General features: G+C 55.6%; 11 protein-coding genes. 9 read left to right on the top strand and 2 right to left on the bottom strand.

Annotated elements, in window-relative coordinates; all coding sequences use genetic code 11:
* Positions 1-548: 548 nt before the first annotated feature.
* From AC2FFH_RS02920 to AC2FFH_RS02960, 9 genes are all read left to right on the top strand, one after another.
* Positions 549-1,115: a hemerythrin domain-containing protein gene (locus AC2FFH_RS02920; RefSeq protein WP_496768719.1), complete on the top strand. Its 567-nt coding sequence runs from the start codon at positions 549-551 to the stop codon at positions 1,113-1,115.
* An 8-nt stretch (positions 1,116-1,123) separates the two neighbouring features.
* Positions 1,124-2,185, top strand: a complete 1,062-nt coding sequence (locus AC2FFH_RS02925; protein WP_496768721.1) for a glutathione S-transferase C-terminal domain-containing protein — start codon at positions 1,124-1,126, stop codon at positions 2,183-2,185.
* Between the two features lie 66 nt (positions 2,186-2,251).
* Positions 2,252-3,328, top strand: coding sequence for a PLP-dependent cysteine synthase family protein (locus AC2FFH_RS02930; RefSeq protein WP_496768723.1), 1,077 nt, complete (start codon positions 2,252-2,254; stop codon positions 3,326-3,328).
* A gap of 28 nt (positions 3,329-3,356) precedes the next feature.
* A complete protein-coding gene (locus AC2FFH_RS02935; protein ID WP_496843709.1) occupies positions 3,357-3,491 on the top strand; it encodes a hypothetical protein in 135 nt (44 codons plus the stop codon).
* A gap of 141 nt (positions 3,492-3,632) precedes the next feature.
* Entirely contained in the window at positions 3,633-5,072 is a 1,440-nt protein-coding gene (locus AC2FFH_RS02940; RefSeq protein WP_496843710.1) for an alanine/glycine:cation symporter family protein, read from the top strand.
* Positions 5,050-6,009, top strand: a complete 960-nt coding sequence (locus tag AC2FFH_RS02945) for a glutaminase (protein WP_496843711.1) — start codon at positions 5,050-5,052, stop codon at positions 6,007-6,009. Before AC2FFH_RS02940 ends, AC2FFH_RS02945 begins: the two co-directional genes overlap by 23 nt.
* Positions 6,010-6,264: 255 nt before the next feature.
* Positions 6,265-7,932, top strand: coding sequence for a sulfatase-like hydrolase/transferase (locus AC2FFH_RS02950; RefSeq protein WP_496843712.1), 1,668 nt, complete (start codon positions 6,265-6,267; stop codon positions 7,930-7,932).
* A 62-nt stretch (positions 7,933-7,994) separates the two neighbouring features.
* A complete protein-coding gene (locus AC2FFH_RS02955) occupies positions 7,995-9,239 on the top strand; it encodes a DUF3179 domain-containing (seleno)protein (protein WP_496843713.1) in 1,245 nt (414 codons plus the stop codon).
* A 105-nt stretch (positions 9,240-9,344) separates the two neighbouring features.
* Positions 9,345-10,040 carry an outer membrane protein gene (locus AC2FFH_RS02960; protein WP_496843714.1) on the top strand — a complete coding sequence of 232 codons (696 nt, stop codon included), beginning with the start codon at positions 9,345-9,347 and terminating at the stop codon, positions 10,038-10,040.
* A gap of 42 nt (positions 10,041-10,082) precedes the next feature.
* On the opposite strand, the gene AC2FFH_RS02965 is transcribed toward AC2FFH_RS02960, so the two are convergent.
* Together AC2FFH_RS02965 and AC2FFH_RS02970 are read right to left on the bottom strand one after the other, a co-directional pair.
* Positions 10,083-10,805: an MbnP family protein gene (locus AC2FFH_RS02965; RefSeq protein WP_496843715.1), complete on the bottom strand. Its 723-nt coding sequence runs from the start codon at positions 10,803-10,805 to the stop codon at positions 10,083-10,085.
* Positions 10,805-11,926 carry a cytochrome-c peroxidase gene (locus AC2FFH_RS02970; protein WP_496843716.1) on the bottom strand — a complete coding sequence of 374 codons (1,122 nt, stop codon included), beginning with the start codon at positions 11,924-11,926 and terminating at the stop codon, positions 10,805-10,807. The genes AC2FFH_RS02965 and AC2FFH_RS02970 overlap by 1 nt, the downstream gene beginning before the upstream one ends.
* Positions 11,927-11,935: the final 9 nt, after the last annotated feature.

Genomic DNA, 11,935 nt, shown 5'->3' on the forward strand with positions numbered 1-11,935 from the left:
AGAGACCAACGTTGACCCCGTAGAGTTCGGCAACCTGTCTCATACTGTTGTTATGCCAAAGTTGAAAATACCAAGAAATGTTCTGTGGTTGATGAGTACCCTCTCGATTACTTTCACGCCTATCATATCTGATTTTTTTCGCGACTTCATAAACCTCTGAACACTCAGGGTTTGCGGTCGCATTCATTGTTTGTCGATCCATGCGATCTCGTTGATTTACTGAGAGATTTTCAAACCATTCGAACAGCCGCATCACGGCTCAACATCAGCGAGAACGCCGTACCGACCATAATTTCAAAAAGGGAGAAATGCGCCTGCCACCGAGGGTGGCGAAATGCCGCTTTACCGCAGGGTCCAAACTCTCGCTATGCAGCGCAATTTCCTCGCCTGAACTTCTGGTTTATTCCGCCAGAGCTTGGCATGCGCACCAAACTGGCGAATTTGAGCGACACAAAACTAACGATGTGCAGTGATAGACACCAACTGTGCACCTTTGAGCCTAACGGTACGAGTTTTCCACACACATGTTTGCGGAAAGGAGTAAGCGCATGCTTGATACATACAACATTCGCACCGCTGATATGCCAGGCGAGATGCAGATCTTGCTCGATCAATATCCACGCGACAGCTGGGAAGCACACCCTGGCTTCACCGAGAAAACCCGCCACTGGCTGGGTGCCCATCTGATGTTTCGGCGCCTTGCCCGGCTGGTTCGCTCCGATGCAGAAAGCTATCTTGAAAAGGACCTTTCCCCCGAAGAGTATGCCGCGCGCCTGTCCTATTACGGAGACGCGCTTGTTGGAAACTTGCACGGCCATCACGGTTGGGAAGATCATAGCTACTTCCCCGAGCTTTCTGCTGCGGATGCCCGTTTTGACGCCGGGCTAGAGGTTTTGGAAAAAGACCATGCCGATCTCGATCTGGTTCTTGACCAATACACAAGGACGGCCAATCGTGTGATCAAGCTCATTCAATTGGATGAGGCTCAGGCCCGATCCGAAGTCGGATCTCTGCGCGACACCTCAGAGGCCATCGAGGCCTTTCTGAAACGGCACCTGAGCGATGAGGAAGACCTTGCCGTCCCAATCATCCTTCACCACCGGCTAAGAGGTTAAAGCCAAGCATGACCGATCAATCCAAACAGGAAGATCAGGCCAATGCCGCAGAGCGCCGCGCACAAGGAGAGTTCGTGCGCGGCGTCAGTGGCTTCCGACATGCTATCGGCGATCCAGAGTTCCCGGCTGAACCAGGGCGCTATCACCTGTTTGTTGCGCTGAATTGCCCATGGTGTCATCGGGTGACGCTGGCGCGCAATGTGTTGGGTTTGCAGGACAGCATTTCGATGGATGTGGCCTTTCCCAATCGCACCACAGAAGACGACCCAGAGGGTCCGAACAACTGGCAGTTCGCCCCCGAGCTTGTTGCTTCAGCAACTGGGGCAACGTTGCCTGAATGCACCTTGGAAACCGCAACGGGACAAGGTTTCAGGTTGGTTCGCGAAATTTACCGGGCTGAAGGCTCAGAAGAACGTTCAGTCCCAATCCTGTATGACAAAATAGCCGGCCGTATCGTGAACAATGAAAGCGCCGAGATCATTCGAATGCTGAATGGCAATGCAGCGCTGCTGGGCAGCTACTGCAATGAAGCCAACCGGCCCAACCTCTACCCGGATGATCCTGCGATCCGGGCTGAAATTGACGAACTGAACGTGCAAATCTACGTCGCCATCAACAACGGGGCATACAAGGCCGGGTTCTCGTCTGATCAAAACGTCTATGCCGCCAGATTCGTGACTTACTTCAAAACATTGGCGCAGTTGGAAGACCGCTTGGCCAGCGATGGCAGACCTTTTCTGACCGGGGACCGATTTACAGAAGCCGATCTGCGTCTTTTCCCGACGCTCTACCGCCACGACCCGGTTTACTACCTGCGCATGAAGCTGAATGGTGCCAAGATCCTTGACTACCCGTATCTCTGGCGCTGGCTTTGTCGCGTCCATGACCTGCCCGGGGTGGCGAACAGCAGTTCATTGGATCACTGTCGGCAAGGGTATTTCGGCCGAAGCTGGAACGGTGTCATTCCCGCAGGCCCATTCGTGCCGATGACGTACCCAAAAGCTTATGGGCATCCTGAACTGGCGGTTCAGCACGGGACTTCGTCGGTCATTCCCAAGACAAATGTTTAAAGCGCCGAAGCAGCGAACTTGGTATAAACTGGCACGAATTTTTCCAACCAAGAGAGGGATATTGCCATGGGAATTCGGCAGACTGAGGGACGCAAACGGCTTTATGACAGTGTTCTCGACACCGTAGGTGACACGCCTTGCATACGCATCAACAAGATCGCGCCGTCACATGTCACGGTCTACGTGAAATTCGAGGCTTTCAATCCTGCCTCTTCGGTCAAAGATCGTTTGGCGTTGAACATTATCGAGGCGGCGGAACGTGACGGGCGGCTGAAACCCGGCCAGACCGTGGTCGAGGCAACATCAGGCAACACTGGGATCGGCCTTGCGATGGTGTGTGCTGCCAAAGGGTATCCTCTGGTCCTGACCATGGCCGACAGCTTCTCGGTCGAGCGTCGCAAACTGATGCGCTTTCTGGGGGCAAAGGTCGTGCTGACGCCGCGCGCGCAAAAGGGCTTTGGCATGTATGTCAAAGCCAAGGAACTGGCCGAACAGAATGGATGGTTTCTGGCCAGCCAGTTCGAGACGTCGGCAAATGCCGACATCCACGAGAACACCACTGCCCGAGAAATCATGGCAGATTTCGAAGGTGAGCGGCTGGATTACTGGGTCACCGGCTATGGCACCGGCGGGACCGTTTCCGGTGTCGCACGCGTTCTTCGGGCAGAGCGCCCCGGCACGAAAATCATCCTGACAGAACCCGCCAACGCGGCGATTGTGTCATCGGGTTATACAAACACCCGCAACGAAGGTCACCAACCCACGGAAAGCCATCCGAATTTTGAGCCACATCCGATTCAAGGCTGGACCCCAGACTTTATCCCATGGGTTCTGCAAGAGGCGATCGACAAGGATTACTATGATGAATTGATCCCTGTCCCTGGTGCCGAGGGGATTGAATGGTCCAGGAGGCTGGCGTCGGAAGAAGGGATTTTCACGGGAATATCTGGTGGCTCGACGTTTGCTGTTGCTATGAAGGTGGCCGAGCAAGCGCCACAGGGATCCGTTCTGCTGGTGATGTTGCCAGACACGGGCGAGCGCTATCTTTCCACACCACTTTTCGACGGGATCGAAGAAGACATGACCGAAGACGAGCGCGTGATTTCGATGTCGACACCTTCGGCACAGATGGCCGCTGAATAGGCAAAGCACACTTCATCTGGACGCTTTTATGACTATGGCATTCGGGACGGTCTGCGCCCCGAATGCGTTTTTCGCAGCGCGCTCGCAACCTTCGGAACATGCAGGTCAGTCTGTTGTCGAATTCGCGCAAGACGTCGTCACCCGAATGAATTCTTATCGCTAAATCAATTGTATATGCCCGGGCGTTTCGCCGATTTTCGGGTTTGAAGCTTGACTCGGCGACCCTCCCTTCGTGCATGATGGAAGAATAAGCATCGTATTTTAGCTGCTTTTTCGAACGGTCTGAATTCTCAGGAGGCGGACGGTGGAAGCAATTGTTAACGGCATTAACTCTATTCTTTGGAACTACGTCCTGATCTACGGGTTGCTCGGCGTCGGCATATTTTTTACCATTCGTCTGGGCGCGCTGCAGTTTCTACATTTCGGCGAGATGATCCGTGTTCTGACCTCGTCCAAATCTACTGACAAACGCGGAATTACACCGTTTCAGGCACTGACCGTTAGTCTGGCGTCACGCGTTGGCACTGGGAATCTGGCCGGTGTCGCGGTGGCTTTAACCCTGGGTGGCCCTGGCGCAATCTTCTGGATGTGGATCGTGGCCCTGGTCGGTATGGCCACGGCTTATTCCGAAAGCACACTGGCGCAGCTTTACAAGGTCACGTCTTCAAACGGACGGTTCCGTGGCGGTCCTGCTTTTTATATGGCCAATGCCCTGAACGCGCCCTGGGCAGGAGTAATCTTTTCGATCTGCCTGATCGTCAGTTTCGGTTTGGTTTTTGTCGCCGTCCAATCCAACTCAATCGCCGAGGCGTTCCAAGGCGCGTTTGGGCTGAACAAATTGATTGCCGGTCTGGCGCTGGCGGCAGCGGCTGCTGTGGTCATCTTTGGCGGCATCCGAACCATTGCGCGATTTGCCGAAATCGTCGTCCCACTTATGGCCGGGCTGTACCTGTTGCTGGCCTGTGTCGTCGTTATCCTGAACCTTCCACAGGTGCCTGCAATGCTGTGGTCCATCGTTGCAGGGGCCTTTGGCCTTCAGGAGGCCGCAGGCGGCGTCACGGGCGGCGTAATGGCCGCAGCGCTCAATGGCATCAAGCGCGGATTGTTTTCAAACGAGGCCGGCATGGGTTCGGCCCCCAACATCGCAGCCGTTGCTACACCGGAACCGCACCACCCTTCGAGCCAGGGTTTGGTTCAGGCGTTTGGCTGTTTCGTGGATACGATACTGGTCGCCACCGCGACCGCATTGCTGATCCTGCTGTCTGGCGCTATCGAACCGGACGGGGCCACCGGCATGCGGCTAACTCAGGATGCGGCAGCGGTCCATCTGGGTGAGATCGGTCGCCATTTTATCGCAATCGCAATCGTGTTTTTTGGCTTTACGTCGATATTGGGCAATTACTCATACGCAGAGAACGCCATGACGTTTCTGAAGCTGGAAGGCAAAGTGCCCATCTACATTTTGCGCCTGGGTTGTCTTGCCATGGTCGTCTGGGGCGCTGTGCAAGCGGTCAGCACAGTGTTCAATTTTGCAGACGCAGCCATGGGTGTAATGGCAACCATCAACCTGGTCGCCATCGTGCTGCTGTCGGGCACGGTGTACAAACTGACCGTGGACTATTTCGCACAGCGCAGACAGAATCTTGAGCCCCGCTTTGTGGCAAGCAAATTCCCTGAATTTGACAAGGGCGTTGATCACTCGGTCTGGACGGAGGAGGCATATGCCGAGACCCAGCGTGATTGAAACCGGTGAGTTGCAGGTCATTCTGGATGACATTGCCGACCGCGTCGCAGGTATGTCTGACCGCGGGAAGGTTGCCCAGTACATTCCTGAGCTTGCCATGGTTGACCTGAACCAGTTCGGCATCGCTGTCGCGCCCATTGACGGCGCGCCTGTTTCGGCCGGAAATGCGGACACGCTGTTTTCCATTCAAAGCATTTCCAAGGTTTTTTCGCTGACAGAAGCCCTGCAACATGTGGGCGCGACCCTTTGGCAACGTGTGGGGCGCGAACCTTCGGGCGATCCGTTTAACTCGATCGTCCAGCTCGAACATGAACGTGGAATTCCCAGAAACCCTTTCATAAACCCCGGCGCCATCGTCGTGGCCGACGTTCTGCTTGAAGACCGAAGCTCGGATGAGGCGGTCAACGATGTACTGAATCTTTGCCGGACGCTCGCAGAGGATCAGTCCATTCAAGTTGACAAGGCTGTTGCAGACTCTGAGATGCGGACAGGGTCCAGAAACCGGGCACTTGCACATTTCATGAAAGCCGAGGGAAACCTAAAAGCGCCGGTCGAAGATGTTCTGTCGCTATATTTCCGCCAATGCAGCATCGCCATGTCGTGTCGTCAGTTGTCGGTTGCGGGCCGCTATTTGGCCGCCGCAGGCCAGAACCCTGCAGACGGTTCAACCGTTCTGTCCGCGCAGCGCGCCCGCAGAGTGACTGCGCTGATGATGATGTGTGGATCTTATGACGCCTCGGGCGAGTTTGCATTCCGCGTCGGACTTCCTGCCAAAAGCGGTGTCGGCGGCGGCATCCTGTGTATTGTTCCAGGCGTCGCAGCCGTCACAGCCTGGAGCCCGGGACTGGACGCAAAAGGCAACTCTCATTTGGCAAGCATTGCATTTCAGGAACTGGTCCGCGCAACCGGTTGGTCAGTGTTCGGACCAAGTGTTTGACGAACAGAAACACGCCGTTCACCCACGCCGCTGCGCTCGTACATTCCGCGTGGTTTTGCGCAACCTTCCGGGGTTCCGCCCGTCAACCGCTAAGACACGTGGCATACGGCCGGCGTGTGACGGACTTTCCCAAAAGATCGAGAGGTAGCCTCCACCCGGCTTTTGCAGCGTAGCGTTTCAACAGCAAATATAATAATGTTTCAATATGACAAACAGCCTGCGCTGTGGAGTCGGCATTCTGAAGGGGAGATTGGAATGAAATTGCAGTGTGTTTTTGTGTTGTCGATGGGCTTTGCAGCCTTATCAGCTGAAGCGCAGGAAAACCCAATTCAACACGATGCGGAATTCTATATCCTTCAAGCACAGCTTGGATCGCAATGGGCGCAGGATGACGCGGCCGTTGACCAAGCACTGGCTGCGTTTCGGGAAAGCAACGGGGGAACTCCTCCGAATATCATCAGTGTCTTGATCGATGATATGGGCTTTGGCGACATGGGAATTCCCGAGCTTAACGCCGTTCGGGGATATGAGACTCCGAACATCAACGATTTCTCAGATCAGGCACTGCGGATGGTGCGGATGTACACTGAGCCTTCGTGTACGCCGACCCGCGTGGCGCAAATGACCGGGCGTTTGCCTGTGCGAATGGGCATGGGCGATACGACCGTTGATATCGCTGGCTTTGGTTTGCCCGGCGATGAGGTGACGCTGGCTGAGGTGTTGAAACAGGCGGGCTATGCTACCAGTCATGTTGGCAAATGGCACATGGGTGATATCGCTGAAAGCTGGGCGATGAATCAGGGTTTTGATTATGCCCAACACGCCATCCATCAGCAGGGTCAGTTGACCATCTTCAACGACGACGCGATCAAAGAGCAGGTCTCGGTCGCGATCCAGGACTATGACGACAAGTACACGCTGGACGGTTGGTTCAGACCGGACTCTGCCGCGATGATGACAGTTATCGAGGGGGAAACCGGCGGTCCGATCCGCGAAATCCGTATGGAAACCGGTGAGCGCTGGAACGCAGCCAAGTACGACGAGATGAACCAGGCGTTTCAGGACAAGACGCTGGAAGAACTGGACCGTCTTGCAGGCGGTGAAGACCCGTTTTTCCTGCAATACTGGCCGATGATCCCGCTGGATAACACCCGCGCCGGACGGTCGGGACCAGAGAGCGTGAATGGTGGTCTGTATGTGGACAAGATGCAGTTGCTCGATCAGTGGCTGGGTGACTTGTTCGCACGGCTGGAAGAGCTGGGCCTGACGGAAAACACTGTGGTTGTGGTCATGGGCGACAATGGCCATTTCACCAAGTATGCGCCGCAATCCGGGTTCACCCCGCTGATCTATGCTGGCGGCAAGGGTGACACGACCGAGGGCGGAATCCGTGTCGATGCTTTCATCCGCTGGCCGGGCATGATTGAGGCGGACGGATTGCTCAACAGCATCATCCATGTCTCGGATCTCTATACGACATTGTCGCGCTTTGCCGGGGCAGATCAATACATTCCGCGGGATAGGCTGGTGGATGGAGTGGACCAGTCTGCCGCCCTACTGTTTGCCGACGAAACTAAGGCTCGTCGTGATCACGTGATCGTCTATTCGGTGAACAAGCCCGAGGCGGTCGTGAAAGATCAGTTAAAGCTGAAACTGCCGGGACCGGGGGAAAGCGCTATTCTGGCAAAATTCTTTGATCTCTACCGGGACACACGTGAAGAATACTCTGTCTCGACAGAGGTTGGCGCCTGGGGCGGGCAGGAATTCGCACGCATCCTTGGCCGCCACATGGCCCGCAAAGAGAAATTCCCCGACACGGCACCCGCCTATGGCGTGCCATACGAAGGGATCGAAAACATCCGCCCCGAAACTCAACTCGCAGTCGACGCGTTTCTCATAAAACGCGCGTCACCGCAGCAATAATTCCTGACCGCCCGCGGTTTTCCTGCAGGCGGTCTATTGGAACCCGAAATCAGGATAAACATATGGCAGGAAACTTCATTTTCGCTCTGGGTTTAGTCGTTTCACTGGGTATCGGGTTCGTCTATTTCCGCGATCTTGGCGACATTTCGCAAATGGTGCTTAAGGTTAAACGCAAGAACATGATCCGGTTTATCCGGCACGAGTACCGCCTGATTGCTGTAGGTTTGGGCGGGTTCGCCGTCGCAACACTTGCGCATTTCATTCTGGGCGGCGGCCCATTCTGGCTGTGGCTGATTGCGGCGCTTCTGGTTTTGGTTTTGTATGGCTTTCCCTATGTGTGGGTCCATCTGGGGCTGAGGAATCAACTCAACACTGCGGCCTTCTTTCCCATTTCCGAGGCGCTAAAATTCATCGGCCCGACCGCGCCGGTCATCGTTATTGAAAACAACGGCCATGCCCGGGCGCATCCCGATGCGCAAATCATGCGGCCCCATTTGGCCGGCAATGCCGACGGGCTGGGTGGCGAAGATATCGTCATGACCTTTTGCGCGATGGCCAACCTTGGGCAAGGGTATGCCCCACGCATCGAGGGTAACCGCCTGGATCTTGAGGTTCTGGCCCAACATGGCAACAACCTGATCCTGCGGGACAACGAAACCGGGGAACCCATCCAGCAGATCTATGGGTTTCGCGAGGCGGATCGCGATACTGGCGCGGACGGACCTGCCTGCCCTGTGCGCCCTGACGCAAAGATGCAGCCCTGGCCCACGTATCGGATGACGTTCCGCGGATTTCAAAAAGCGTTTCCCGATGGCGAGGTGTATCTGAACAAGCCCTCGCCGAACCCGTTTTTGCGGCTGCTGGATATGGTGACGGAGATAACATTTGGCTGGGGGATCGCGCGCCAGCATCAGGAAGATGCGCCCGTCATGGACAACATGGACAGTTCGGACAATCGGCTTCCGAACAAGACCTATGTCTGGGGCATCACGATCGGCAACGACGCTGCCTGCTGGACCGATGATTTCGTGGTCGAGAATGACTGGATCGTAAACGCAAATGTCGGTGGGCGTGACGTGGTTGTCAGTCTGGACCCAAAGTACGAAAGCCTCGGCTTTTGGTACAATGACAGAGGTCAGCCCATCACCCGCTGCGATTTCTGGGGAATGTCGGATCAGGGAAAATTGCAACGCGTCGAGACCCTGCGTGCCGGTGTTTTCTGGCATGTCTGGTCCGAGTTCTTTCCGGAAACCGATATCAACCGTGTCGGACCGCGCGTTCAACAGTCTGGCGAAGCCGCTGAATGAGTGAGCAATCAGATCAGATTGCCAAATTGGAACAAACGGAGGATCAAAATGGTCTTTAAGAGGGAAATAACAACCGCTGCGTGGGCCGTGGCGGTCTGGATACCAATGACAACTGCCGCTGTGGCGCAGCAGTCCGATTGGTCCTATGAGGCAACAATATACCTGTTCATGCCTGAAACGGAGGTTACGCAGGAAACAGCCCGCGGCACCGTTGATGGAACGCTCAGCTTCTCTGACGCGCTAGAAAATCTCGATCTGGCCTTCATGGGCGTCTTTGGTGCATCGAACGGGCGATGGTCACTATTGGCCGACTACAACTATGTGGACGTCTCTTTCAGCAATGGTACGCCTGGTCCGGCAAGTTCTGGTCTTGAAACCTCTCTCACAACGCAATTTTTCAGCGGCTATGTCGGGTACCGGGCTTATACTACAGATACGTCCTATGTGGACTTGGTCGGCGGTTTCCGCTGGTTTCGCACACAGACGGATTTCACCGTCCTTCCCGGAGCAGCCCCGGGCCGGTCTGTCAGTGTCGATGAAAGCTGGACAGACCCGGTCATCGGTGTCCGAGCCCGCGTCGCTTTCAACGACAGGTGGTCTGGCACTGGCTTTTTTGATTACGGCGGCTTCAGCAGCGACAGCGAAACATGGCAGGTCTTGCTGACTGCGGATTATGAAATCAACGACAGGTGGGTGATCCGCGGCGGTTACCGCTATATCTCTTTCGATCACGAGATTGACGGCAACGATTTCACGTTCGAACAGTCCGGCCCCATGATTGGTGCGACTTATCGGTTCTGAGGGGCTCTTTTAGCCCTTCAAACCTTACCCTATCCAAAGTCACTAAAACGACGGGGTGATCATGACCGCGTAGTTGTCGGCCAGCATGGCGGCGTCTTCGCGGTTGAATTTGACCGATGAGAGCTTTTGCAGATCAATTTGCGTTGGCCCGTCAAATAGCTTTGCAACATCGACGTTCATGTGCAGGTCCACATCGCCCTCAACAGCGATATCCGGTGGCAACTGGATATCGACCTCGCGCGCGTTTTCCGAAAACCCAACGTGATAGACCAACGGCGAGACCTCTGCGCCAATGCGCAGCGTTCCTTCCATCACGACGAATTTATAGCCGACCTCCCAATTCCATGCCATTTGACTGTTGGGATCAAGATCCCCCCGCGCTTGGATCGAGCCATTGGCTTCTGGGTCTACGCCGATCATGAAACGGATGTGCTCAATGCTGCTCAAGGGAATGTCGTTCAGCCTGATCGAATGAGTTGTTTCCGGATTGTCGAACCGGAGCAGATGATAGCTGTCAGGCTCAGTAAACAGCGCCCCATCTTGCGAGAGGGTCAGGTTGCTGAGGTAGAGCCGGAAGTCACGAACCCTGAACGTGCCGGGCCCGCTGGGGTTTTCGTACACGAACTCATCAAATACCAACGGATCGTCACCCATCTTCGCGTGAAAGGTCAAGGTGATCGATGTGGTGCGCTGAGGACCAAGAGCAAAGAACAGCGCTCCGCCAACGACCAACAGTATCGCAAGTCCCGTCACCCAAATACGCATCAGCTGTCTCCTTCGAACGGATTGGAAAACTGTGTGTTTGTCAGAAAGTCCTCATCCGTCAGCGTGTGCAGGAACGCGATGATGGACTGCACCTCGTCGGGTGTCATACGCAGGCCCACAGTGCCCTGCCCGGCCTCTGGTGCATTGTCGGCTTCAAGGATCAAAGGGCTGAGCGTATCGCTAACGACAATCCCGTCATTGTAGTGATCCATGACCTCTTCCAATGTCTCGAACCGACCATCATGCATGTAAGGCGCGGTTACGGCGATGTTGCGCAGTGTCGGCACTTTGAAGAAGCCTTTGTGCGCCGGATTGCCGGTCACGGCCATCAGGCCATCCGGCAGGTCGCCATCGGAATCCAGCCCATTGTTTGAAAACCCATCCAATGCATCCCGAAACCCGGAAGTCAAAAACTGGCTGTGGCAGTCGATGCAGTTCCCACCACGTAATGAAACCTTGATGTCCGGATGCGCCATGAATAGTTTGCGGCCATGTTCTTCCTGCGCGGTCAAACGCACTTCGCCACGCAGAAACCTGTCGTATTTTGAATCCGTCGAAATCAGCATTCGCATGAAGGTCGACAACGCCCGGGCCACGTTTTCGGCGCTGACTTCCCCGTATGCCTTGCGGAACATCCGTCGATAGTCGCGGGATGCCTGCAGTTCCGTGATCAGCGCATCCAAGTCCTGATCCATCTCGTCCGGGTGTTGAATCGGCATCAGCGCCTGCGCTTCCAACGACGTTGCGCGACCGTCCCAGAAGAACCGCTCTTGGCCCCAAAGAAGGTTGGTCAAACTCATGGAGCTGAACTCCAGCTCTCCGCCCGTCAGTGCGGGTGATTTTGCCAATCCATCGGTAAACGCAAGGGCCTGCACGTGGCATGTCGCGCAGGACACCTGATTGTTGCCGGACAGGATGGGGTCATAAAACAGGTGCCGCCCAAGAGCAAAGGCCTCTTCCGTCAGCGGGTTGTCCGCGGGCACAGCAAAGCGTCCAAATACGAAGGGCGCCGAGAAGCCAGCAATCGGCGTTGCCGTCGGCCCGCGTGCACGGTCCCAGAAGACCCACGCCGTCGCCGCGATCACCACAGCGACGGCCGCTGTCAAAAACACCCGAAGCATAGCGCCCCC

Source organism: Ruegeria sp. YTSC003 (genome assembly GCF_059609785.1).

Bases quoted from the DNA above. Each gene is read 5' to 3' on its own strand.
- AC2FFH_RS02970 (WP_496843716.1), bottom strand. From the start codon at position 11,926: ATGCTTCGGGTGTTTTTGACAGCGGCCGTCGCTGTGGTGATCGCGGCG.
- AC2FFH_RS02925 (WP_496768721.1), top strand. From the start codon at position 1,124: ATGACCGATCAATCCAAACAGGAAGATCAGGCCAATGCCGCAGAGCGC.
- AC2FFH_RS02945 (WP_496843711.1), top strand. From the start codon at position 5,050: ATGCCGAGACCCAGCGTGATTGAAACCGGTGAGTTGCAGGTCATTCTG.
- AC2FFH_RS02960 (WP_496843714.1), top strand. From the start codon at position 9,345: ATGACAACTGCCGCTGTGGCGCAGCAGTCCGATTGGTCCTATGAGGCA.
- AC2FFH_RS02965 (WP_496843715.1), bottom strand. From the start codon at position 10,805: ATGCGTATTTGGGTGACGGGACTTGCGATACTGTTGGTCGTTGGCGGA.
- AC2FFH_RS02955 (WP_496843713.1), top strand. From the start codon at position 7,995: ATGGCAGGAAACTTCATTTTCGCTCTGGGTTTAGTCGTTTCACTGGGT.
- AC2FFH_RS02930 (WP_496768723.1), top strand. From the start codon at position 2,252: ATGGGAATTCGGCAGACTGAGGGACGCAAACGGCTTTATGACAGTGTT.
- AC2FFH_RS02920 (WP_496768719.1), top strand. From the start codon at position 549: ATGCTTGATACATACAACATTCGCACCGCTGATATGCCAGGCGAGATG.
- AC2FFH_RS02935 (WP_496843709.1), top strand. From the start codon at position 3,357: ATGACTATGGCATTCGGGACGGTCTGCGCCCCGAATGCGTTTTTCGCA.
- AC2FFH_RS02950 (WP_496843712.1), top strand. From the start codon at position 6,265: ATGAAATTGCAGTGTGTTTTTGTGTTGTCGATGGGCTTTGCAGCCTTA.